Origin of the sequence: Staphylococcus sp. NAM3COL9 (genome assembly GCF_001431205.1) — a bacterium.
In the GTDB taxonomy this organism is placed as follows: domain Bacteria; phylum Bacillota; class Bacilli; order Staphylococcales; family Staphylococcaceae; genus Staphylococcus.
This window is the reverse complement of record NZ_LGPC01000016.1, coordinates 230,164-255,300: the sequence shown is the minus strand read 5'-3', so window position 1 is coordinate 255,300 and position 25,137 is coordinate 230,164. Positions and strand designations below refer to the sequence as shown.

General features: G+C 33.1%; 25 protein-coding genes. 18 read left to right on the top strand and 7 right to left on the bottom strand.

What is annotated here, in order from left to right; all coding sequences use genetic code 11:
* Positions 1 to 46 precede the first annotated feature (46 nt).
* Positions 47 to 565, top strand: a complete 519-nt coding sequence (locus ACA31_RS10925) for a thioredoxin domain-containing protein (protein ID WP_057513349.1) — start codon at positions 47 to 49, stop codon at positions 563 to 565.
* 63 nt (positions 566 to 628) lie between these two features.
* Here ACA31_RS10925 and ACA31_RS10920 read toward each other — a convergent pair whose 3' ends face one another.
* Positions 629 to 2,215: an FMN-binding glutamate synthase family protein gene (locus ACA31_RS10920; RefSeq protein ID WP_057513348.1), complete on the bottom strand. Its 1,587-nt coding sequence runs from the start codon at positions 2,213 to 2,215 to the stop codon at positions 629 to 631.
* Positions 2,216 to 2,405: 190 nt separating this feature from the next.
* On the opposite strand from ACA31_RS10920, the gene ACA31_RS10915 reads away from it, so the two are divergent.
* From ACA31_RS10915 to ACA31_RS10900, 4 genes are all read left to right on the top strand, one after another.
* On the top strand, positions 2,406 to 3,188 hold the full coding sequence (locus tag ACA31_RS10915) for a CPBP family intramembrane glutamic endopeptidase (RefSeq protein WP_057513347.1): 783 nt from the start codon (positions 2,406 to 2,408) through the stop codon (positions 3,186 to 3,188).
* A 142-nt stretch (positions 3,189 to 3,330) separates the two neighbouring features.
* Complete coding sequence (locus ACA31_RS10910) at positions 3,331 to 3,981, top strand: ABC transporter ATP-binding protein (protein ID WP_253721392.1); 651 nt, start codon at positions 3,331 to 3,333, stop codon at positions 3,979 to 3,981.
* Complete coding sequence (locus ACA31_RS10905; protein ID WP_057513345.1) at positions 3,981 to 4,754, top strand: ABC transporter permease; 774 nt, start codon at positions 3,981 to 3,983, stop codon at positions 4,752 to 4,754. The genes ACA31_RS10910 and ACA31_RS10905 overlap by 1 nt, the downstream gene beginning before the upstream one ends.
* 235 nt (positions 4,755 to 4,989) lie before the next feature.
* Positions 4,990 to 6,162, top strand: coding sequence for an MFS transporter (locus tag ACA31_RS10900; protein ID WP_057513344.1), 1,173 nt, complete (start codon positions 4,990 to 4,992; stop codon positions 6,160 to 6,162).
* 187 nt (positions 6,163 to 6,349) lie between these two features.
* Here the strand turns inward: ACA31_RS10900 and ACA31_RS10895 are convergent, their stop codons facing one another.
* A complete protein-coding gene (locus tag ACA31_RS10895) occupies positions 6,350 to 7,729 on the bottom strand; it encodes an APC family permease (RefSeq protein ID WP_057513343.1) in 1,380 nt (459 codons plus the stop codon).
* Positions 7,730 to 7,917: 188 nt separating this feature from the next.
* Between ACA31_RS10895 and ACA31_RS10890 the strand changes: the two genes are divergently transcribed.
* The 10 genes from ACA31_RS10890 to ACA31_RS10845 all read left to right on the top strand — a co-directional run bounded on the left by ACA31_RS10890 (position 7,918) and on the right by ACA31_RS10845 (position 16,415).
* A complete protein-coding gene (locus ACA31_RS10890) occupies positions 7,918 to 8,514 on the top strand; it encodes a YdeI/OmpD-associated family protein (protein ID WP_057513342.1) in 597 nt (198 codons plus the stop codon).
* A 280-nt stretch (positions 8,515 to 8,794) separates the two neighbouring features.
* Positions 8,795 to 9,343 carry a TetR/AcrR family transcriptional regulator gene (locus ACA31_RS10885; RefSeq protein ID WP_057513341.1) on the top strand — a complete coding sequence of 183 codons (549 nt, stop codon included), beginning with the start codon at positions 8,795 to 8,797 and terminating at the stop codon, positions 9,341 to 9,343.
* A gap of 193 nt (positions 9,344 to 9,536) precedes the next feature.
* Complete coding sequence (locus tag ACA31_RS10880) at positions 9,537 to 10,427, top strand: 3-keto-5-aminohexanoate cleavage protein (protein WP_057513340.1); 891 nt, start codon at positions 9,537 to 9,539, stop codon at positions 10,425 to 10,427.
* A complete protein-coding gene (locus tag ACA31_RS10875) occupies positions 10,424 to 11,389 on the top strand; it encodes a 3-hydroxyacyl-CoA dehydrogenase NAD-binding domain-containing protein (protein WP_057513339.1) in 966 nt (321 codons plus the stop codon). Before ACA31_RS10880 ends, ACA31_RS10875 begins: the two co-directional genes overlap by 4 nt.
* Before the next feature lies 1 nt (position 11,390).
* Complete coding sequence (locus ACA31_RS10870) at positions 11,391 to 11,864, top strand: thioesterase family protein (RefSeq protein ID WP_057513338.1); 474 nt, start codon at positions 11,391 to 11,393, stop codon at positions 11,862 to 11,864.
* A gap of 301 nt (positions 11,865 to 12,165) precedes the next feature.
* A complete protein-coding gene (locus ACA31_RS10865; RefSeq protein WP_057513337.1) occupies positions 12,166 to 13,350 on the top strand; it encodes a betaine/proline/choline family ABC transporter ATP-binding protein in 1,185 nt (394 codons plus the stop codon).
* The gene (locus ACA31_RS10860; RefSeq protein WP_057513336.1) at positions 13,350 to 13,985 is read left to right on the top strand and encodes an ABC transporter permease; all 636 of its coding nucleotides are present in this window, start codon (positions 13,350 to 13,352) and stop codon (positions 13,983 to 13,985) included. The genes ACA31_RS10865 and ACA31_RS10860 overlap by 1 nt, the downstream gene beginning before the upstream one ends.
* Positions 13,986 to 14,000: 15 nt before the next feature.
* Positions 14,001 to 14,945: an osmoprotectant ABC transporter substrate-binding protein gene (locus ACA31_RS10855; RefSeq protein ID WP_057513335.1), complete on the top strand. Its 945-nt coding sequence runs from the start codon at positions 14,001 to 14,003 to the stop codon at positions 14,943 to 14,945.
* A complete protein-coding gene (locus ACA31_RS10850) occupies positions 14,945 to 15,634 on the top strand; it encodes an ABC transporter permease (RefSeq protein ID WP_057513334.1) in 690 nt (229 codons plus the stop codon). The genes ACA31_RS10855 and ACA31_RS10850 overlap by 1 nt, the downstream gene beginning before the upstream one ends.
* Positions 15,635 to 15,653: 19 nt before the next feature.
* Positions 15,654 to 16,415 carry an alpha/beta hydrolase gene (locus ACA31_RS10845; RefSeq protein WP_057513333.1) on the top strand — a complete coding sequence of 254 codons (762 nt, stop codon included), beginning with the start codon at positions 15,654 to 15,656 and terminating at the stop codon, positions 16,413 to 16,415.
* A 216-nt stretch (positions 16,416 to 16,631) separates the two neighbouring features.
* On the opposite strand, the gene ACA31_RS10840 is transcribed toward ACA31_RS10845, so the two are convergent.
* From ACA31_RS10840 to ACA31_RS10820, 5 genes are all read right to left on the bottom strand, one after another.
* On the bottom strand, positions 16,632 to 17,666 hold the full coding sequence (locus tag ACA31_RS10840; RefSeq protein WP_057513332.1) for an acyl-CoA dehydrogenase family protein: 1,035 nt from the start codon (positions 17,664 to 17,666) through the stop codon (positions 16,632 to 16,634).
* Positions 17,667 to 17,680: 14 nt separating this feature from the next.
* Entirely contained in the window at positions 17,681 to 18,442 is a 762-nt protein-coding gene (locus tag ACA31_RS10835) for an ABC transporter permease (protein WP_057513331.1), read from the bottom strand.
* A gap of 5 nt (positions 18,443 to 18,447) precedes the next feature.
* Positions 18,448 to 19,407, bottom strand: coding sequence for an ABC transporter substrate-binding protein (locus tag ACA31_RS10830; protein WP_057513330.1), 960 nt, complete (start codon positions 19,405 to 19,407; stop codon positions 18,448 to 18,450).
* A gap of 13 nt (positions 19,408 to 19,420) precedes the next feature.
* Positions 19,421 to 20,161 carry an ABC transporter ATP-binding protein gene (locus ACA31_RS10825; protein WP_057513329.1) on the bottom strand — a complete coding sequence of 247 codons (741 nt, stop codon included), beginning with the start codon at positions 20,159 to 20,161 and terminating at the stop codon, positions 19,421 to 19,423.
* 157 nt (positions 20,162 to 20,318) lie between these two features.
* Complete coding sequence (locus ACA31_RS10820; RefSeq protein ID WP_057513328.1) at positions 20,319 to 20,831, bottom strand: DUF4242 domain-containing protein; 513 nt, start codon at positions 20,829 to 20,831, stop codon at positions 20,319 to 20,321.
* A 430-nt stretch (positions 20,832 to 21,261) separates the two neighbouring features.
* Here ACA31_RS10820 and ACA31_RS10815 point away from each other — a divergent pair, with 430 nt between their 5' ends.
* From ACA31_RS10815 to ACA31_RS10805, 3 genes are all read left to right on the top strand, one after another.
* Positions 21,262 to 22,653, top strand: coding sequence for an MFS transporter (locus ACA31_RS10815; RefSeq protein WP_057513327.1), 1,392 nt, complete (start codon positions 21,262 to 21,264; stop codon positions 22,651 to 22,653).
* Positions 22,654 to 22,850: 197 nt separating this feature from the next.
* On the top strand, positions 22,851 to 24,470 hold the full coding sequence (locus tag ACA31_RS10810) for a M20/M25/M40 family metallo-hydrolase (protein ID WP_057513326.1): 1,620 nt from the start codon (positions 22,851 to 22,853) through the stop codon (positions 24,468 to 24,470).
* Between the two features lie 126 nt (positions 24,471 to 24,596).
* Positions 24,597 to 25,037 carry a DUF805 domain-containing protein gene (locus tag ACA31_RS10805; protein ID WP_057513325.1) on the top strand — a complete coding sequence of 147 codons (441 nt, stop codon included), beginning with the start codon at positions 24,597 to 24,599 and terminating at the stop codon, positions 25,035 to 25,037.
* The last annotated feature ends 100 nt before the right edge of the window (positions 25,038 to 25,137 follow it).

Genomic DNA, 25,137 nt, shown 5'->3' with positions numbered 1-25,137 from the left:
ATAACCATGTTTCAATATGAATATAGATAAAGTGGAGGGATTTTATATGACAGAAGTTAAACATCTTACATTAGGGTCATCAAATGCGCCTGTTAAAGTGGAATCATTTATAAATTTGGCTTGTCCATATTGTAAAAATTATTTTAAAGCCGCAGATCAATCATTAAAACCACTGATAGATCAAGGCAAAGTACAACATGTAATTAAGCATTATGATAAAACGAAGCAAGGTTTGTTAAAAGGTACGGTTGCAAATATTCATTTAGATTATCAAAATACTGATGAAACACTAGAAAAGATACGAAAATTGTATGACACTCAGAAAGAATGGACAGTTGATTTTGCTACTATAGAAACAAAAATGCAGCAAGAGTTTAACTTATCGCCTCAGAAAGAAGCTGATGAACGCGCTTTAGCGATTAATGAAGAAGCTTTTAGTCGTGGAATCAAAGGGATACCAACAGTATTTATAAATGGTGAGAAATTTGAGTTCAATCCATTAGAAGATGAACAAAGTACTATAGAAACAAAACTAACGCAACAAATAAATGAAGCAGGTCATTAGTTAAAAGCTCTATCACTTTGAAAAGCAGTTTAATTGCTTTTAAGTAATAGAGCTCTATTTATGTCATCGATGTTGATCAATCAGTTTCAATTTATAATCTCGTATAGATTGAATTCCGCCATCTTTATTTTTAATAATAAGATGGTCTTTAGATATTTGAGTAGGTGATTCAACGCCAACCGCAGCTGCTATATTAAATAACCCCTCATGTAAACTTGTTACAAAATTAGTGACACGATATTTTTTCTCATCGATAATCAAACCTTTTTCAAGTTTAGGATCCGTAGTAGCTACACCTACTGGACAAGTATTCATATGACATTGTTGACTCATAATACATCCTACACTAATCATCATGCCACGCGCCACGTTTACTAAGTCTGCGCCCAGTCCTAAAGCAATTGCGATTTTATCCGGAGTGATAAGCTTTCCGGATGCAAAAATTTTAACACGGTTACGTATACCATGCTTTTCAAGCAATGAAGTTACAATAGGCAAAGCCGTAAATAAAGGTAAACCAACACCATCTTGCAATTCTTGGAATGTTGCACCAGTGCCGCCCTCACCGCCGTCAACAGTTATGAAACTAGGATATTGATTCGTTTCAACCATAGTTTGTACAAGTTTTTCTACTTCTGAAACTTTACTTACAACAATTTTAAAGCCAACCGGTTTTTGACCTTGTTGCTTGAGCTGAGTGACCCAATTAAGTAAAGCTTCTGGACTATCAATGCTATCGAAACGGTTAGGAGAATTAATTGTTTTCCATGGTTCAACCATACGTATATTTGCAATTTCTTCAGTTACTTTATTACCTTGCATATGTCCACCACGTGTTTTAGCACCTTGAGCGAGTTTGATTTCAAAGGCTCTAATCTTATCATTATGCGCTAACTTGAGAAAGGCATCTATATCGAATACGCCTGCTTTATCTCGTACTCCGAATAATCCCGGTCCAATTTGAAAGATGAGATCCACGCCTCCAGAAAGATGGTGTTGTGATAATCCCCCTTCGCCGGTATTCATCCAAGTGCCTGCTTGAGCAAGCCCTTTAGAAAGTGCAGTGATTGCATTTCTACCTAATGCACCATAGCTCATACCAGATTGACCTACTAAGCGCCTAGGTTTGAATGGATGCTTAAGTTCTGCGCCTAAAGTGATGCGATTTTCTTCTGATATATAATAAGGATTAAGTTCAGCTTGAATTTTATGTTCATCACGATTGAACAGACGTTCATTATCAATTTCATAGATAAAAGAAGAAATCATAGGTGACTGATCAATGTGTAATTCTGATGTTTGTAAAGGAAACATTGTATTTTGTAAATAAAATCCATCTTTGTAATCTTCTTGCGTCCCAAAACTCGTCATCCTAGAATTGTATTTTCCAGCTAATACTATATTAGTAAAATCATTTCTGGAAAATGGTTTACCTTTCGTATCCGCTAAGAATAAATATTGACGGAGTTCAGGACCGATTTTTTCCCCAAAATAACGAACACGTGCAAGTAATGGGTAATTACGTAATACACTATGTTGCTTTTGGCGCTTATCTTTAAATAGTAAAAATCCCCCAATAATTAATACACTTAATAAAATTAGCACTATGATGATATTTACGATGAATTGTAATATTGTCAAAATTGCCATGTAACATCCCTCCTTATTTATATATATACTACAACAAAATGAGCTTTTTACAATATGATAACTACTATAAAGTGGGGCTGACCAATGTACTATTGCTGAGTATAGATACAGAATAAATATATTATAAAATGTATATAAGTAATTTAAAACATGGTATATTCATTGTATACAAAGATAAGGAAGGTGTCATATGGCTCAACAGTCAACTCAAGAGATAAAAAAAGATCACAATGAAAAAAACATATGGAACAATGACAGAATTGTAAAAAAAGATTTTTGGCTATTCCCCATATATATTGTTATGAATAATATAGTTCCTATTATTTTCTTTGTTTTAATCTATGGCATATATTCTATTATTGATATAAAAAATGAATCGTTTTTTACTGATGAAAATATATTAATCATGAGCGCAGTCATTGCAGAAATAATAATTATATATAGCTTTTATGCAATGCATAGAAAAGATAGGATGATATCGATTGCAATCGATAGGTTTAAAAAAGTACCTCGATATCTATTGATGATGATTGCTGCATATATATTAATTTTAATTTTAAATTCCGCTTACGCTGGGTTAATGGAATTTTTGCCTAAATCATTACAATATAATGAAACACAAAATCAAATGCTCTTAGAGGAAATGTTCGTTGATAATAGGATGTTACCATTTTTATTTATTGATATTGTTATTTTAACGCCTATTATTGAAGAATTATTATTTAGGCATTTAATCATCCATGAACTAGGGAAAAAAATTACATATGGTTTTGCCACAGTCCTTTCAATTGCACTCTTTGCAGGTGTTCATGTGATTGGCGCTACATCTCCATTTGAGATAGGATCATATATTATTATCGCGATTGGAATTGCTTTTGTTTATTTAAAGAGTGGTATGAATTTGGCGCTGGCTATAACATTACATGCTGTAAACAATTTAATTTCATTGATAGCTATTGTCTTTACGAAATAAAAAAGAAGTGAACGAAATTTGTTGAACAACATATTAATTATTAAGTGAACGCTACAACCTAAATAATTGCTTGAAAAGGCTATTAAAATAATTGATTTAGGGAATAAATAATAGGAAATGATTCATATTTTAAGGAGGACAGATGATGTTAGAAGTTAAAAATGTTTCTTACAAAATAGGTAATAGATACATCATCGATAATATCAATTTGAATATAGAAAAGGGAGATACAATTGCTATTATAGGGCCTTCAGGAAGCGGTAAAAGTACATTGTTACGATTGCTTAGTAATTTAATTAGCCCAACGCATGGTGAAATATATTTTAACGGGAAAGCATATGAACAAATCAAACCTGAATCATTACGTATGGATATTAGTTATTTATTACAAGAAAGTGATTTATTTGATCTTACAATTGGCGATAATTTGGCATTTCCTGCTATAGTTCGGGAGGACAAATTTGACCGTAAAAGAGCTAAGACATTATTAAAAGCTGTGGGACTGGGTCACTATAATTTTAATACAAATGTAGAGCATCTATCAGGTGGGGAGAGACAGCGTATTACGATCGCTAGACAATTAATGTATAAGCCTCAAATACTATTATTAGATGAAGCGACTAGTGCATTAGATACGCAAAATAGTGAGAAAGTAGAAGAACTTATTTTTAAGCTTGCTGCTGAAGGTGTTGCAATTTTGTGGATTACACATAGTACGAATCAGAGTATTAAACATTTTCAAAAAAGAATCCGAATCGTTGATGGCAAAATAGACAAGCAGGAGGACTTATAATGAGTACAACAGCTTTAGTGTTAACTGGGTTACTCCTAATCTTTCCTATGATTGTCTCTTATAAAGAAAAATTACATATTATTAAAGATTTACTGGTTGCAACGACACGGGCTGTCGTTCAACTTGTTATTTTAGGATATCTTTTGCATTTTATCTTTGATGTAAACCAAAAATGGTTGCTCCTATTATTTGTACTTATTATCATTATTAATGCTTCCTGGAATACAATCAGTAGAGCATCGCCAGTGATGCATCATGTGTTTTGGATATCTTTTACAGCGATATTTATTGGAGTTGCATTACCATTAGCAGGCGTAATTATAACTGGCGCTATTCAATTCAAGCCTAATGAAGTTATTCCGATTGCAGGTATGCTTGGGAGTAATGGACTAATTGCTATTAATTTGGCTTATCAGAATTTAGATAGAGAATTTGTTAAAGAGATGAGCAGGATTGAAGCTAAATTAGCGTTAGGTGCTACACCGAAACTTTCTTCTAAAACCACAATACGTGAAAGTGTAAAGACAGCAATCGTACCAACTATTGATTCTGTTAAAACATATGGAATTGTATCTATACCTGGTATGATGACAGGATTAATTATTGGTGGTGTTGATCCATTAGAAGCTGTTAAATTTCAATTGATGGTTGTGTTTATTCACACAACAGCAACAATCATGTCAGCCCTTATTGCCACATACTTAAGTTACAAACAATTCTTTAATCATCGAAATCAACTGATAGGGCGTCACTTACACGCTAAACAACGCTGATTTTCATAGAAGGAACTCAGTCAGGGAACATCTCAAATAGGATGTTCCCTTTATTCATTGTTATTTTAAACTTTATTAGCTAATTAATGAATACTGCAGTACTTTGTGAATTGTTAAATTATATTAATAAGTCAGAGACTACACTAAGTAAATATATTCAAACCTGTTGACGCATGGTTTATAATATAGTGGTTATGTAAAAATTACAACGAAATAAAAGAAAGGGGTGAAACGTATGTCAGCTATGCGAATTACAACCTTTATTTTAAGTATATTTATCGTAGGTATGGTTGAAATGATGGTTGCTGGGATTATGAATTTAATGAGTAATGATTTAGGTGTTTCTGAAGCAATTATTGGTCAATTAGTAACTTTATATGCAATTACATTTGCAATTGCAGGACCAATCTTGGTTAAAGTCACAAATCGTTTTTCACCAAGACCAGTATTATTATGGGCGTTAGTAATGTTTATGTTGGGGAACGTGATTATTGCAGTTGCACCTGATTTTACTATTTTAGTATTTGGACGTATCTTATCTTCAGCGGCTGCAGCTTTAATTGTAGTAAAGATACTAGCATTAACAGCTTTATTAACGGTACCTCAACATCGTGGGAAAATGATAGGTATCGTTTATTCAGGTTTTAGTGGTGCTAACGTATTCGGTGTACCTATTGGAACAATTATTGGTGACTTAATTGGTTGGAGATTTACGTTCTTATTTATAGTAGCTGTAAGTATACTTGTTGGTATTCTTATGTACTTTTATGTACCTGATCCAGAGTTCAAAGCATCTACAACAAGTACAAGTAGTCAAAAACGTGGAAGTAATTATTCTAAAATCTTAAGGCCAGCAGAAATCACAAAATATTTAGGGATTACATTCCTATTATTAGTAGCGAATTCCGTTACATTCATCTACATTAACCCATTAATGTTGTCCAGTGGTCATGATTTATCATTTGTCTCTATAGCATTATTAATCAATGGTATTGCAGGTGTAATAGGAACTTCAATGGGCGGAGTACTATCCGATAAATTAACAAGTAAGCGCTGGTTAACGATTGCAACTTCAATATTTATTCTTATGATGTTAATATTGAATGTATTCTTACCAGGTACTGGTTTGTTATTAATGGTTATCTTTATTTGGAACATCATGCAATGGAGTACAAATCCTGCAGTTCAGAGTGGTATTATCGAACACGTTGATGGGGATACAAGTCAAGTGATGAGTTGGAATATGTCGAGCTTAAATGCTGGTATTGGTATCGGTGGTATCATAGGTGGTTTAGTTGTTTCGAAAATAGATGTTTTAGCTGTAACTTACTTTAGTGGTGCCATTGCTTTAGTAGCACTCATATTGGTTATAAGTTTGAAAAATGTAGTGAAATATAATAAAGCGTAAGTAAAATTAATTCAGTATATCAAAAATAGTTGATTGATTCACAAAAATTAGTAATAAACATGCTTTATTTATAAGTAAATTAAGATTTACTTTTGAGAAGAAAGCAGAATGTTGGGAATCTAAACAGTAACGAGGACGGACACATGTCGATTGAAAAATTAATGGCATGTGTTCGTCCTCGTTTTTATTAAGTTATAGAATTATTAGAAAAGTTGGTTTGTTTGTCAGGAATTTGTTTAGAATTTAATTGTATTTCACTAATTTTTAAATTAGCTTTTTTATTTGAAAAATGAGCAATAAAAGCTGAGATAATAATATATATAAAGGTACCTATGATGTAACCTAATTTTAAATCTGAAATTAGTAAATAGGATTGGCATAACAAGACTATAATTGCACATATAGCAATTGTCACCAGAATAGGATAAGGGACTTTAAATGGGGATTGTTTATATGCTTCAGGATATTTTTTCGGCAATTGTGTCACAGCTAAGGCTGGAAATGCAAATACGATTAGAGAGATGCCTGTACCAAGTTGTGCAACAACGTCTAAAGACATACCTGTGATAATAGGCAATGCACCAATAATGTAAAAAATAAGTAATAGCCAATGAGGTGTACCAAAACGTTTGTTTACTTTACCTAAATATTTAGGCAAATAACCATCATGAATTGCCACTAATAAACTTTTTGTTACCCAAGTAAAAGTCGAATTAAGTGTTGTTGCTAAAGCAAACATTGCGCCACCGACCATGAAGAAGATAAATGCCGGGGTTGGTAATACCTCTTTTGCGACACTCGTTAAAGGTCTACCTGCTACTTCTGGAATAGGTAATACGCCTACTGCAATTGAGGCAATAAATGCATATAATAATCCGACAAATATAGTAGCAACAATAATAACAATTGGAATGTCCCTTTTAGGGTTTTTCATTTCTCCACCAAGTTCAGCAACTACTTGAGCACCTCCAGTTGCAAAAGAAACAAGGCCTACAGCAGTAAAGAATCCGGTGAAACCATCTGGCAGCATAGATTTTGTATTAAATACACCAAAGTTAACATTTGGAATACCAAATACAATAAAGCAAGACAAAGCAACGATTAAAGTGATTACCATAATATTTCCAATAATAGAGGCTGATTTAATACCAACGATATTTACGATAAATAAAATAGTTAATAGTGAGAAAGCGACAATCCTAACGGGTACTCCAGGGAAAAGGCCTTCTAAATATTGCGCGAATGACAATGCATATAATGACAACGTGATCTGTAAAAAGATAAATAATAGTAACCAAAAAATGCCTGTCTTTGGAGACAATAAACGACTAGTGTATTGATACATTCCGCCAGTAGTAGGTAATGTTGAACCTAATATTGCGATAGGGAGCATCGTAAGTAAGGTGATGATAGCAGATAAAATAAAAGCTGGCGTTATGCCACTACCAGTCATCTGTATACCAATGCCAGTCAGTGACATGACACCAGCACCTATGATTTGACCGATAGCAATACCCAAGACGTCAGTTAAACCTAGTACTTTTTTTAAATTTGTTGCTTGTTGCATTAAAATCACCTCTACATTCTATGAAATAGTCTAAATAATAAAAAAATCATAACATAATAAACATTTAACTCATAGTAAATCAATCGGAAAACTTGGTGTAATTATTAAAATGATTAAAAATAGATAAAATTAATCATTTCATAGTAGAATAAAGATAAATAAAATCATTATAAAGAGGTGTAAATTTTATGGCTAATGAACAATACCATATTAAAGTAGATGCATTTATAGATAGACTGAAACAGTGGCAAGATGAATTTAAAATAATGCGAGAAATTATTCGAGAAACTGAATTAGTAGAAGATTATAAATGGATGCATCCTTGTTACACGTTAGACAATAAGAATGTTGTGATTATTCAAGATTTCAAACATTATTGTGCTTTGCTTTTTGAAAAAGGGTCTATCATGGAAGACCCATATCAATCACTTATCCAACAAACGAAAAATGTCCAGGCTGCAAGACAGCTGCGCTTTGAAAGTATAGACGAAATTGAAAACCGAAGAGATGAAATTAAATGGTATGTTGAAGAAGCAATAAGAATTGAAAAATCAGGTCAGCAAGTGCCAATGAAAAAAACAAAAGACTATGAAATGCCGGAAGAACTACAAAAAAAATTAAATGACAGCCCTGAACTTGAAGAAGCATTTTATAATTTAACACCTGGTAGACAGAGACAGTACATGTTCCATATAGGACAAGCTAAAAGAGCGACAACACGTGAGAAACGTGTTGAAAAATATGTAGATCATATTTTAGAGGGTAAGGGCATAGATGATAAATAATATAGACTTGAAGTTGATATTAAAATAGCAAAATAAGTCTACAAAATAGCAACTTAATTTAAGTGAACTGAAAAAAATTGGAATGATTTTAAGATGTACTCATATTTATTAAAAATAAAAAGTGTATGTAGTTCACATAGCTTGTTTACTTGTCATGATTTTAATTAATAATAATAAGATACAGTTGCAACTTTGACGATTATCGTTTATAGTTTGCTCGAATATAAAAAGTGTTATGAGATACCAACTCGTAAAGTACTTTTGGAGAGAAGGTGTATTAATGCCAAGAGTTTCTAAACGGATACAATTACTAGAAGCAGCTGCATCTATCGTTAATGAACAAGGCAGTGAATATTTAACTTTAGACGCTGTTGCTAAGAAAGCAGGCGTAAGTAAAGGTGGCTTGTTGTATCATTTCAAAAACAAATTTGCATTAATTCAAGGGCTTGTCGACCATGCAGACGAAATATATCGAATTAACGTTGATAAACATGTACAAAGTGGTGACCAACAACAAGGTAAGTGGATACGCGCATTTATAGATGCTACACGCGAATATAGTTCTGAAAATGCATCTATCACTTCAGGGATGTTAGCCGCACAAGGTATAAATAGTAATTTATTATTACCTTTACAAGACACATATAAAGAATGGCAATTCAATATTGAAAATGATGGCTTAGACAAAGTTGATGCGACAATTATTCGAATGGCAGTTGATGGACTATGGTTGTCTGAAATATTTGGTTTAGCTGCAATTGATGATTCGATGCGAACTGCGGTTTTAGAAAGGTTAACAACTTATACTAAAAATGAAGAAATCGATTGAAAAGGGTCGATAATAATAGAAATTATAAAAAAATAATTAAATGTAATTTTCATGTAAAGCACTGATAATATAGGGATAGTCAATGATTCAAAATTGATTAGCCCCTTTTTTTATACCTTATAAGGTTGAAACTAAACCGTCTGGTTGGTACACTAATTGATGTATTAAAAAACTCTTTTGGAGGTTTATATTAATGAAGAAAGTTATGCTAACAGCAGCTATAACAGGTGCTGGTGATACTACAGAAAAAAATAAAAGTGTTCCTATAACACCTCAAGAGATTGCTGATTCAGCGATAAAATGTGCAAGAGCAGGAGCGACTGTGGCACATATACATGCTAGAGACCCAAAAACAGGTGGCATTAGTCATAACGTTGAATTTTTTAAAGAAGCAGTGAAATTAATTAGAGAAGCAGACGAAGATATTGTTATAAATATTACTTCTGGTGGCGGAGGAGACTTCATTCCTAATCTAGAAGACCCATATACTGGTGCAAAAGGAACAGACATGCAAACGCCCAAAGAAAGACATGAACCTGTAGGCACATTATTACCAGAAATGTGTACCCTAGACTGTGGTAGCGTCAATATGGGTGATGCACTTTACTTAAGTCCAGCAGGCTGGTTAAGAGAACAAGCACAACTTGTTAAAGGTGCTGGGGTTAAACCTGAGTTAGAGTGTTTTGATAGTGGTCATATTTCATTTGCTAAGCAACTTATAAATGAAGGTTTAATTGAAGGAGAACCAATGTTCCAATTTTGTCTCGGTATTCCTTGGGGCGCAGAAAATGACGCTGAAACGATAGAATACTTTAAGACGCGTATACCTGAAAATGCACATTGGTCAGCATTTGGTATTGGCAGAATGCAATTTCCAACAGTAGAAGAAGCGGCTAAACGTGGGGGCAATGTACGTGTGGGATTAGAAGATAATTTATATTTGGCAAAAGGTGTCAAAGCCACTAATGAACAACTCGTTGAAAAGGCTGTAGAAATATTAAAAGGTTTAGATATAGCACCAATGACGCCAGCTGAAGCGCGTGAAAAATATCAACTTAGAGATCCACAAGGAGGCATAAAATGAAATTCGCAGTTGTAGGTACAGGCGTTATTGGTAGTGGATGGATTACAAGAATGTTAGCACATGGACATGAAGTAATCGCTACTGATCCAAGTGAAGGCGCATATGAAAGAATGTTGAAACAAGTAAAACAAAATTGGCCATATGCCGAGGAACTTGGCTTAGCAGAAGGTGCTTCATTAGAAAACCTTACATTTACACCATATTTAGAAGAAGCAGTTAAAGAAGCAGATCATATACAAGAAAATGTGCCTGAAATTGAATCATTAAAAGAGCAAGTGCTTACTGAAATAGACTTTTATGCACGACCTGATGCAATAATAGGGTCAAGTACTTCAGGTATTAAACCTTCAGAGTTACAGCAAAACTTGCAACATCCAGAGCGTTTAGTTGTCGCTCATCCCTTCCATCCGGTATATATTTTACCGCTTGTAGAAATTGTTCCTGGACAATTAACTGCGGAAGCAACGACAGTAAAAGCTGAACAAGCTTATGAAAGTATTGGCATGGACGTATTACATGTAAGACATGAAATAGAAGGTCATATTGCTGATAGATTAATGGAAGCACTTTGGAGAGAAGCATTGCATATTGTAAATGATGGCATAGCTACTACAGAAGAAGTAGATAAAGCATTCACACATGCGGCAGGCTTACGTTACGCACAATATGGACCATTCATGACTTTCCATTTGGCAGGTGGAGAAGGTGGTATGCGTCACATGTTAAAACAATTTGGTCCAGCTTTGAAAAAACCATGGACTAAATTAGTAGCACCAGAATTAACGAAAGACTTATATGATGAAGTCGTTAATGGATGTGAAGCATCATCACAAGGACAAACAATGTCAGAGCTTGATCAAAAGCGCAACGAATTTTTAATCAAAGTTAAAAAATTAGCAGAAGAATATTGGCCCGGAGATACTCCATCAATGAAAAAAGCCACAAATCCATCGGTGTATTAATATGATACATTCACAGTTTGAATATACGACTAAAGTGAAAGATATTTGGGTAGATCACAATGGTCATATGAATGATGCTGAATATAATCGTGTTTTTAGTGATGCGACAGACGCTTGGATTGCCTATTTAGGATTAGATAAAGCGTGGATAGCACAAAGCCAATACACAGTGTTCACTTTAGAAAATCATGTGATGTATTTAAAAGAAATTAAAGTGGATGAATTAATCTCAGTTAATGTAAAGTTATATGATTATGATGCGAAACGTTTACATGTATTTATGACATTAACAGATACAAATCAATCTCGCTGTGCAACTTATGAAGTAATGCTCATGGGTATGAATACAGCTATAGATAAGCCCGAAGCATTTCCAAAAATGATAAAAAAAGCAATTGAAGATTATGCTACTATAAATACGATGGAAAATAAGCCCCAAGAGCTTGGTCATCTAATTGGTATTAAGCATAAATAGTATAATGAAATCAATTTGAAACGATTGATTAACTACATTTATTGAATGTTTTAAGAAACAAAACACATGAGTATAAATTGTTTATTTTTATTAATTAAGGTATCTTATTATATAGAGTAACAAAATCAAATTTTAATTTATTGTATAAGTGATTTGTTTTTTAACAACCAAAACGAATAAATTAGGGCTATTTGTAGCTATGTTGTTACTTATTTTAGAATTTGTATAACATTCACAGGTAGTCCTAAATTTATTATGAAATATTTTTAATTTAAATATGTACATAGAAAGGAATTGAACCATGTTAAGTATTAAAAACTTATCAAAAGTTTACGGTGGTGGGAAGAAAGCTGTAGATAACATATCATTAGATGTTCAATCTGGTGAATTTATTGCGTTTATAGGAACAAGTGGTAGTGGGAAAACGACTGCTTTAAGAATGATTAACAGAATGATAGAAGCTACTGAGGGACAAATAACAATCAATGGCGAAGATGTCCGCAAAATGAACCCAGTAGAATTACGTAGAAAAATTGGTTATGTAATTCAACAAATAGGACTCATGCCTCATATGACGATCAGAGAAAATATCGTTTTAGTGCCGAAATTATTAAAATGGTCTCAAGAAAAGAAAGAACGTAAAGCGAAAGAATTAATTGAACTTGTAGATTTACCTGAAGAGTTTTTAGATAGATATCCATCTCAATTATCTGGTGGACAGCAACAACGTATTGGGGTAGTGCGTGCATTAGCAGCTGAACAAGATGTCATATTAATGGATGAACCTTTTGGTGCATTAGACCCGATTACGAGAGATACTTTACAGGATTTAGTGAAAGAATTACAACAAAAATTAGGTAAAACATTTGTTTTTGTTACGCATGATATGGATGAAGCGATTAAGCTAGCAGACAAAATTTGTATTATGTCTGAAGGACAAATTATACAATTTGATACACCAGATAATATATTACGTCAACCTGCAAACGATTTCGTACGTGATTTTATTGGTCAAAATAGATTGATTCAGGATCGTCCAAACATGCGTACAGTTAAGGATGCAATGATTAAACCGGTCACTGTACATGCAGATCGTTCACTGAACGAAGTAGTTAAAGTCATGAGAGAACGTCGTGTAGATACTATTTTTGTGGTAGGTAATAACAGTAGATTACTGGGTTATTTAGATATTGAAGATATTAATCAAGGGTTACGTGCAAACAAAGAGCTTATCGATACGATGCAACGTAATATTTATAGAGTGAGAATAGATAGTAAATTGCAAGATTCAGTACGTACAATTTTAAAACGAAATGTAAGAAATGTTCCAGTAGTGGATAAAGATGGTGAAACGTTAATTGGATTAGTTACGAGAGCAAACCTAGTGGATATTGTTTATGACAGTATCTGGGGTGAAATAGATGAAAATGACAATTCGAATCAAAATGCAATAGTTGAGCCCGAAAATGTAGGAGCTGATAAATAATGAAAGATTTCATAGAGCAATATGGTGGGCAACTGATGTCAAAAACAGCTGAACACTTTTATATCTCAATGATCGCATTGTTAATCGCTATCGTAGTTGCTGTACCGTTAGGCATTATCTTATCCAAAATGAAAAGAACTTCAAATATCGTACTCACAATTGCTGGTGTACTTCAAACAATACCAACGCTTGCGGTGTTAGCTATCATGATACCGATATTTGGTGTGGGAAAATTACCGGCAATTGTAGCATTATTTATCTATGTACTTTTACCAATATTGAATAATACTGTGTTAGGCGTCAAAAATATCGACAATAATATTAAAGAAGCTGGCACAAGTATGGGAATGACCAAGTTACAACTTATGAAAGATATTGAGTTACCGTTAGCATTACCACTTATATTAGGTGGTATTCGATTATCATCTGTATATGTAATCAGTTGGGCGACGCTAGCAAGTTATGTTGGTGCAGGCGGTTTAGGTGACTTTGTATTTAACGGTTTAAATCTATATGACCCATTGATGATTGTAAGTGCAGCTATACTTGTTACAATATTAGCTTTAATTGTAGACGTATTACTTTCAATAGTCGAAAAATGGGCTGTGCCAAAAGGATTAAAAGTATCCAGATAATAAAAGGAGGACATTATGAAGAAGTTTAAACAGTATAGTATCGTGCTTGTACTATGTCTGACGGTGTTATCTGGATGTAGTTTACCTGGTTTAAGTGGTAGCAGCTCAGATGATGAAGTTAAAATTACAGCACTTGCAACGAGCGAATCACAAATTATGTCTCATATGTTGAGACTTATTATAGAACATGATACAGATGGTAAGATTAAACCATCATTAATTAACAATTTAGGTTCAAGTACTATTCAACACAATGCTTTAGTGAATGGTGATGCGAACATGTCAGGGGCAAGATATACTGGCACAGATTTAACTGGCGCCTTAAACGAGGACCCAATAAAAGATCCTGAAAAAGCGATGACAGCTATCCAAGATGGATTCCAAAAGAAATTTGATCAAACATTCTTTGATTCATATGGTTTTGCGAACACATATGCATTTATGGTTACTAAAGAAACGGCTAAAAAATATAATTTAGAAACTGTGTCAGATTTGGAAAAATATAGCAATGAGTTAAGACTTGGCGTAGACAGTTCATGGTTACACCGTGAAGGTGATGGTTATCCAGGATTTACGAAAGAATATGGATTTGACTTTGATACGGTGCGTCCAATGCAAATCGGACTTGTATATGATGCATTAGATTCAAAAAACTTAGAAGTAGCAGTTGGTTATTCAACGGATGGACGTATTGAGGGGTACGACTTAAAAGTACTTGAAGACGATAGACACTTTTTCCCACCATACGATGCGAGTGCAGTAGCAACTAATGATTTATTAGAAAAAAATCCGAAATTAAAACCAATTATTAATAAATTAAATGACAAAATATCAACAGACGAAATGCAAAAGCTTAATTATCAAGCAGATGGAGAAGGACAAGAACCAGCAATTGTAGCTAAAAATTTCTTGAAAGAGCATAACTATTTTGAAGACGATAAGAAAGGTGGTCAAAACTAATGGAAGGTAATTTATTACAACAATTAGTCGAATATTATTCAGTTAACTTTGGCTACCTATGGGACTTATTTATTAAGCATTTATTAATGTCAGTATATGGTGTTCTATTTGCAGCAATTGTAGGTATACCATTAGGTATTATTATCGCTAGATATAAAAAATTATCATGGACGATTATTACAATTGCGAATATTATACAGACTGTACCAGTTATTGCGATGCTAGCTATTTTAATGTTAGTGATGGGCCTAGGTCCAAATACAGTTGTTTTAACGGTGTTCTTATATGCATTGTTACCTATAATTAAAAATACTTTTACAGGTATTATTGGTGTTGATGCAAACATTAAAGATGCTGGTAAAGGTATGGGAATGACACGAAATCAAGTGTTACGTTTGATTGAGTTGCCGTTGTCTTTATCTGTTATTTTAGGTGGTTTAAGAATCGCACTGGTTGTAGCAATTGGTGTTGTAGCGGTTGGGTCATTTATTGGAGCACCAACTTTAGGTGACATTATTATTCGCGGTACAAACGCAACAGATGGAACGACATTTATTCTTGCAGGTGCAATTCCAATTGCATTAATCGCAATTCTAATTGACGTTGGATTGAGGTTTTTAGAAAAACGTTTAGATCCTTCAAACAAAGCACAGAAAAAAGAAAAACATAAACCACAAAGTATGAATTAATAAAGGGAAGTGATTAAAGTTGGCAATTTTATCAATTAATTATAATTCTAAAACGATAGGTATGCATCATCATTTTATGGTGATTTTACCGGAAGATGAAAGTTATTTTAATAAAGCAGCACAACCGAAACCACTGAAAACTTTATTATTACTACATGGTCTTTCAAGTGATGAAACTTCTTATATGCGTTACACAAGTATCGAACGTTATGCTAATACGCATCAATTAGCAGTCATTATGCCAAACGCGGACCACAGTGGTTACAGTAACATGGTTTATGGTCATAACTATTTTGATTATGTATTAGAAGTGTTAGATTATGCGCATCAAATTCTACCATTATCTGATAAAAGAGAAGATAACTTTATTGCTGGTCACTCTATGGGTGGCTATGGCACAATAAAATACGCTTTATCACAAGGCCATCGTTTTGCTAAAGCTTGTCCGTTATCAGCAGTGTTTAATGGTCAACACCTTATGGATTTTGATTGGTATGATTTCTCAGGTGAAGCTATAGCGGGGACAAGTAAAAGTGTTAAAGGTACTGAATTAGATCCATATCATTTAGTCGATCAAGCAATCGACCAAAAGAAAGTTATCCCGGAGTTACTTATCATGTGTGGTACGGAAGATAAATTGCATGAAGATAATCAACAATTCATCAAGTATTTAGATGAAAAGGCAGTTCCATATCAATTTGAGGGTGGTCCTGGTAAACATGATTATGCTTATTGGGATAAAAGTATTAAACGTGCAATTGAATGGTTTGTAAAAGCATAACAAAAAAAACAGCGAATAATTGTGTTTTCACACATTTGTTCGCTGTTTTTTTGTGTGCGTTTTCTTCGAGCACAGTCTCATCCTATAGCCTTCAGCTAGTTTCAAATAAAGATTGAAGTTGAAACATGTATTTATGTCCCAGCCTACTATAAAAATGAGGTTTTCTATTTTATAGTAGTTATCACTGTTTCTAAAGTGATCTATTTAACTGAAGCATTACTGCTTTTTGAATTCTTCTTGTAGTTTACCTAAATGTCTTAATGTTGGTGTTAACGCTGCAAAGAAAAAGCCTTCTTTTAATTTACGTGCTTGTGGTGCACGAGGTGAATATGCTCTAGAACCACCGTTAACCATGGATGCTTGATTAACTTCAAGTAGTAAATAACCGGCTTCTTTTTTCAAATCAATTAAGTCAGCAAATTGATTCTGTAAATCATTTGTATCTAATAAACTGTAAAATTGTTTTTTTATAGCGTTGTAAGATGTTTCAAAGTCTTGAATATCATATTCTAAATATTTGTTAATACCATTTTGTGCATTAGAGCATTTATGAATTAAATCAAGTGATGATCGCACAGAACCTAATGCAATCGGTATTTGTAACGCTACAAATTGTGGACGTATTTTAGATGCAAATGTTTTTGCGTCGTGTGTAATAATATGTGCTTCAGGTATGTGCACATCATTCATTTCAATTGAAAATGTTGCTGAACCATTCACACCTAAGAAGGTAGACATTTCATTTATATATACGCCTTCTTGATTGGCTTGAACGATAAACATTACAAGTTCATCTGATGTTTCAGATTTAGAAATAGCACCAAAATAATGATCTGCAGCAATGTTACTAATCGCAGGTAATCTACCATTTACAATGAATTGCTCATCATTATAGTGATGTGACAAGTTGAATGATTCTAAATCATTAAATGATTTCATCGGATTTGATAATCCTGTAGCACCTAGAATTTCTCCTGATAGTAATTGCTGTTGTAAGTCTTTATTTAAATGGGGTTGTTCTGCATTTTGTAAATAGGTGGAAAATGCCAGTTGGCACCATAAACAGAAGCCAGTTGTCAGACAAGATTTTGATACTTCTTCGATGACTTCTGAATTTGCTTTGACATCATTTTCTTTAAAAAAACCTTCTTTAAATAAAGTTTGAATGAAGGCTTTAGGATAGTGTGATCCGTCATCAATTTCTACTAAATATGGATCTAATTCGTTTTCAATGTGTGTTTTTAAACTCATAAATATGCTCTCCTTTATTCACCAAAACGTGTTAATATCATTTTCTCTAAATAACTAATGAGGCGATCAATTAAGAATCCAAATACCCCAATAAAGAATATGGCAGACAAAACATCTTCTAAATTCAACATATTCCGGGAATCAACAATTAAGAATCCGAGTCCAGATTGTGCACCAATCATTTCGCCAGAAACTAAGAATATCCAGCTTGTTCCCACTGCCATATGTATACCACCCATAATATGCTTAAATGCACCAGGGAAGAGGATGTTTCGGTATAATGACCATCCCTTTAAATTTAAATTAGATGCAATCTTCAAGTATTGTGGTTCAACATTTCTAATCCCTTTGATTGTATTAAAAACAATTGGAAAAAATGCTGCGATAAATATAATTGCCATTGCAGGTAAACTCCCGATACCAAACCATAAAACGACGAATGGCGACCATGCTATAGGGGACACCGGTCTAATTAATTGAAATAGCGGTTCGATTGCATCAAATAATGTATTTTTGCGTCCTAATAAAAAGCCAACAGGAATCCCTATGATAACTGCAAATCCAAATCCTACAATAAAGCGAAATAAACTAATGCCTAAGTGTGAGAATATTTCCCCGGTAATAATGAATTGCCATATACTTTCTGCTACTAGCAAAGGTCCTGGTAAAAGAATAGGCTGGTAATCTCCAATCCATATTACACATTGCCATATAAATAGGAAAATGATAAAAGTAATGATTGGTAATGTCCATTTTTTGACTAGATTAGCTTTCATTTCATTTATCCCTCCTTATATAGCGTAGGATCAACAAAATCTTTATAAGCAGGTGCTTTAAAAAGATTATGATCATTTACTAAATTTGTGATTTTACTGTAACCATCTTTTTGAATCATTAAATTGCCATATGAAGTCCATTCGGCTGATTGTTCTAAAACTTTTCTATCTTGCTTAAAATTTTTGGCCATGACGTCGACACTTTTTTCTTTATTGTTCATTTTATAACCAGCTTGTTTATAATCTGACATGAATTCTTTGGCAATCGTATGATGTTGATTAATAAGATCACTTCTAAGTACGAGTGCGCAACAATAAGCATCTGGAACGATATCGCTACCATGCTTTATAGTATCGCCTTTACCTAGTTTTTCTCCGAGTGCACCGAATGGTTCCGCGACAGAATAACCCGATATTCGCTCTTCGCTTAACGCTGCAGGCATTTCTGCTGGGGCCATTTCATGATAACTAAAGGTGTCAGATTTTAAGTTCATTTGTTTTCGCATTTCTTCTAGTAATAAATAATGTGTTGAATAACGATGCGGTATAGCAAAACTGTATTCTCCGTGATTGTGAAAATCAGAAGCTTCTTTACCTTTTTGACCCATAATTACATTGCCTTCATGATGACCCAAAGCGACTGCTTTAATATCTGACCCCTTTTGTTTTGATTTCATCGCAAGTTCAATAAGTGTAGATGCGCCATCGATCTTACCACTGTTCAAAGCATCCATCAGGTCCGGCCAATTATTAAAACGTATGAGTTCAAGTTTGTAACCAGATTTTTTAGACTTTTGTTGAATTTCTTTTGTCATCATCAAATTTGCTGAATGTGTTATTGGAAGATAGCCTATTTTTATAGTTTGTTTTTTATTTTCGTTATTTTTACCATCTTGATTTTTATTTGTGCTACAACCTGAAAGAATAAGAAGGAGTATTAAAGTAAAAACAATATATTTTTTCAATTTCCAACACTCCTTATAAATAATATTCTGGTTCTGCCATATGGTGATTCAAAGCAAATTTTTCCATAATATCATTTCTAACTTTTAATAAATGGCTATCATTGCGGTTACGAGGGTGAGATTGTTCTATATTGTATTGGCTGATAATCTCACAACCATCACCGAGTAGCACAATATTATCTGAAAGATAAATTGCTTCATCAATATCATGAGTAACTAAAATGATTGTTGCTTTTGTGCGCTCTTTTAAACGTACAAGTTGATCTTGTAATTTATAACGTGTAAAGGCATCTAAAGCGCCTAAAGGTTCATCCATGAGTATGACATTCGGTTGATGTACTTGTGCTCTACAAAGCGCAACGCGTTGTTTCATACCACCGGATAATTCTTCTGGAAATAATTTCCCTTTATGATTTAAATCTACAGTCTTTAAATGCTTATTTATGTCTTCATTGCTTATGTATTGAGATAAACCAATACGTATGTTGTCGTTTATATTTTTCCAAGGAAGTAAGTTGTGGTGTTGAAATATCATTAAACAATCAGGTGATGGAGTTTGTTTGATTTTTCCATCAATATTTACTGCACCTGAAGTAGGTGTTAAAAAACCACCAATAATATTTAATAATGTCGATTTACCACAACCACTTTTACCTATAAAAGTTACGATGTTACCTTTTTCTATATTTAATTCAAAATCATTAATGACGTGGTTATCGCCAAATTGATGTTGAACGTGGTCAATATGAATCATTACAACACCTCGATTAATCTTATCATTTTAGTATGTTTTATCCTTACACTAAAGGGCTATGCATACACATAGCCCGTGAAGTGATTGGTTTTAATGTTTTGTTTTTGAAAAAAGTGTATAAGAACTACTAATCTCAATTTCATTGAGAAAGTAGTTCTTATATTTTCTCGATATCATCGATAGGTGTATCTACAGCTTTACGTGCACGGCGAACAGCATCTTCGTCTGGTGCATCGTATAAACAGATACATTTTGACATATCCTCACATACGTAAGTACGTTGGAATTGTACTTCAGGTACTTCTTCATAATGTACTGAGTTTTTCTTTTTACGTGCTAAATACTGATCCATAGAAACGCCTTCTGGAATATTCCAAGTTACTAGGTAATCTACATGAGCATCACCTTTTTTAACGTCTTCTAATTCTTTACCAACTAAACGTACTTCTTTAACAAGATTTATATTAATTGAAGCATCTTCTAAAAATTGTTTCGCTTCAGTATCATCATTAGCTTCAACGATAAAGTATCCGTGTGTAAGGTCTTCTGTCGCCTGTACTTCGATAAGTGTTGGCACTTCTCCCGTTGTTAAATCAGCTGCTTTCTTTTCTAATTCGCTTTTATTTGATGCAAATGCTAAATCATTTGCTTCTAGTAAATATAATGTCATAAATATTAACCTCCAAGATTGATAATAAATGAATAATACAATAATTCTTATCATATTACAAGGATATAAAAATATGTAATCTTAATTTTCTGAAAATTATTAATTAATTTATAGAATATTATGATCGAACTTTTTACATTAACAGGTAAAAATATATGAATTTAACTTTTTAGATGTAATTAAACATTAGCACTCTTTTTTAAAGAAAAATTTTGAGGTAAGTGTTATTTTGATTATATTAGCTTTTAAAATAATATTGAAACAGACGATTCAATATTTATTATAAGTAAAGCCTAATAATATATTCTAGTAATCATTTTGAGATAGATATAGACTTTTTTAGGACTGGACACTGAAACTTTTAAAGGCGTGTATACCTATTTTAAGATTTACTCTAATATGTTTTCGGGGATAGAGGAGGAAAAGTATTATGGAGTCAGCTCAGTCGTTTGAAGGAGATAATAGATTGCTCCTAGGAATTTTTTTAGGAGTGATAACTTTTTGGTTGTTTGCGCAATCCCTAGTAAATATTGTACCTGATTTACAATCGTCATTTAATACAAATTATGGAACGATAAATGTAGCTGTTAGTCTCACAGCATTAATGTGTGGTTTATTTGTAGTTGGAACAGGTGGCTTAGCAGATAGATATGGCAGAGTGAAAATGACATATATTGGTTTAATATTAAGTATTGTTGGTTCACTGTTCATTATTATTCCAGGATTTATTCCATTGCTAGTGATTGGAAGAGCGATTCAAGGTTTATCAGCAGCGTGTATTATGCCATCAACGTTAGCTATTATCAATGAGTATTATATTGGTCAGCGTCGACAACGTGCCTTAAGTTATTGGTCCATTGGATCATGGGGTGGCACAGGTATCTGTTCATTATTTGGGGGTATTATGTCTACTTTTATTGGTTGGAGATCTATTTTTATTATCTCTATCATTATAGCTTTATTATCCATGTACTTAATGAAACATGCACCTGAAACCAAGGGAGTACAAACAGACGCATCACAACGTGTGAAGTTTGACATTACAGGATTAATTATATTAATTGTTGGAATGTTAAGTGTCAATTTAATTATTACACAAGCCTCTACTTATGGATTATTATCGCCGTTGATAATGTCTTTAATCGTGATATTTATTATCTCTATTATTGCATTTATTCTTTATGAAGGTAGAGTGAAAAATCCTTTAATAGATTTCAGTATTTTTAAACATAAGGGTTATAGTGGGGCGACTGTTTCTAACTTTTTATTAAATGCAGTTGCAGGAACACTTATTGTGGCAAATACGTATTTCCAATCAGGGTTACATTTTAATTCATTTCAATCAGGTGCTATGACAATTACATATTTAATTGCAGTCCTTGTCATGATTCGTGTAGGAGAAAAAATACTTCAACGAATTGGGCCTAAAAAACCGATGCTTATTGGTGCGGCACTTAACGCATTTGGTATAATACTTATTTCGCTAACATTTTTACCTACACCGATATATGTCGTTACATGTATAATAGGATATTTAATTTATGGAATAGGTTTAGGAATGTATGCGACACCTTCAACGGATACAGCTGTTTCTACAGCACCAGAAGATAAAGTAGGCGTAGCAGCAGGAGTGTATAAGATGGCGTCTTCTTTAGGTAATTCATTCGGCGTTGCGATTTCAGGAACGGTATTTAGCGTAATGTCTGTATCAGCAAACATTCATGTAGGCGCTATGTTTGGATTATGGTTCAATGCTGCATTAGCCATCATTGCATTTGTTGCTGTGCTCGTATTAGTGCCAAAAAATCAATTTAATAATTAATAGAAAGATTCAAAAAAACAAACCAAACGTAATTTAGTTTGATTTGTTTTTTTATTTGAAATTTCGTGAAATCTAAGTGACTTAATCCCTTATATAAATTAAAAGTATTAAAATGTCGATTTTATAATTAAATCTATTGCTATTGAAATCCAATACATATTATACTTTAGAAAACGCTTGCAAATGGAGGGGATTAAGTGACAAAATTACTATGGCAATCATACGAAAATCGATTAAATTTATTAAAGAGATTAGTAAATCATCAAACGATTACGAATTCTGAAGGTGAGCTAACGTTTCCAAATTTCGTCAAGCAGCTATTGTTACAACTTACATATTTTCAAGAGCACAAAAAGCATATTCAAATGACACAAACTGAAGATGATAAGAAAGCTGTCCTTGCATTTTATCAATCGGACATGTCAGCAAAAACAATTGTGTTAATTAGTCATTATGACACTGTAGGTGTAGAAGATTATGGGAATTTTCAGCCCAACGCGTTTAATCCAGATGAATTAAAGTCAATATTTTCTCAAAATCATCATTATTTAAATGCAGAAGCAATTGAAGACTTAAAGAATGACGCTTATTTATTTGGACGAGGAACAATGGATATGAAAGCAGGGCTAATGCTGCATCTTTCATTAATTGAATTAGCCAGTGTTGAAGCATGGGACATTAATTTAATTTTAGTTACAGTGCCAGATGAAGAGGTCAATTCTTCCGGGATGCGTAAAGCAGTAGAAGCAATTGCTCAGTTAAAGCAACAATATCAATTGGATATACAACTTCATTTAAATAGTGAACCTACTTTTCAACAAGCTGGTGCGGATGAAAAGCACTATATATATTCAGGATCAATTGGAAAAATTATGCCTGGTGTATTATGTTATGGCAAAGAAACTCATGTAGGTAACCCATTAGATGGTTTGAGTTCTAACTTCATGATGAGTTATATTACTCAAGCGATTGAATACAACAATGCATTTAAAGAAGTTTTTGAAAATGAAGCAACCCCCGTTCCAGTATCTCTGCATACGAGAGATAATAAATTGGCATACGATGTCCAAACACCATTTAGAACAATAGGATTATTTAATGTTTTTCTTTTTAAAAATAACCCTGATGATGTTTTCAAACAATTTATTAATTCAGTTGTACATGCTACAGAACGCTGTGAAAGTGATTGGCTCTCCATATTAGAAGAGCAAGAGAGACAATTTGATATGAAAATTAATGTACTAACATATGAGCAATTAAAGCAATATGCCATGAAACAACATGGAGTGGCATATATAAATAAGCAAATTGATAAGGCAATTCAAGAAACAGATGAGTTACATTTACAAAGTGTCAATGTTGTAGATACGTTAATGCAAACTTGTAAAGATATTGCACCAGCGGTAGTGACATTTTTTGCAACACCATATTACCCTGCTGTCAATTCGTCTTACGATAAACGTATTGAAACAACGGTTGAATTAGTGCATCAAACGATGCGTGATCAATTCCAACGTCAAAGTGAACGTGTTCACTATTTTAATGGTATAAGTGATAGTAGTTATTTGAATTTTGATGGAGATATGGAACAAATTGCTGCCTATGAAAAAAATACACCTAATTTTAATAAAACATATCAACTACCATTTGAAGCAATTAAAGCTATTAGTGCACCGATATTGTTATGTGGACCGATAGGTAAAGACGCGCATAAATTCAGTGAACGTTTGCATAAAAAAAGTGCATTTGAAGAATTACCTATTGTTTTAGAACAAATTATTAATTCTTATATCGATTCAGTAGCAGAACAAGAATAGCTTGTAATCTTTTGTTAAATAAATTTTATCATCTAAGGCTTGTTAGTCTATAGGATAGTGCGATATATTAGTGAATATATTCATTGCACAGGTATTTCCATAAGAAGAAAATGGAGTGGTAACAATATGATAGAGGCATATAAAAGTTTTTGGAAGAGATATGCTGATTTTAAAGGAAAATCAGATAGACTAGAGTTCTGGACACCAGTATTGGTTCATATCATTGGCATCTTTATCGTAGCGTTAATAGGTGCAATTAGCTTTATAACAGGCGCTTTTATTGTCGCAGCGATTTTATCTGCACTTATTGGTATATTTGTTTTAGCAATCATGGTACCTATGGTTTCAGTGACATTAAGAAGATTTTACGATGCAGGCAGGAAAAGGATTACTGGACTCATCTTAATCATTTTATCGATATTCGTTAATATCTTGTTTGATATTATACAGATTAATAGCGTTGCAGTTATATTAAATGTTGTATCAATAATTTGTACAATTATATTGATTGTTGAGACACTATTACCTTCACATGACGTTCCTGAGTCAGAATTGAAATGGTTATAAAATGTTTTTTATAGTCTAAGTTAAAGTAAATAACATTTATTTATGAAGTAAGACTCTTTCTAGTTAACCTTATAGGAGTGGTAATATGAAATCACAATTT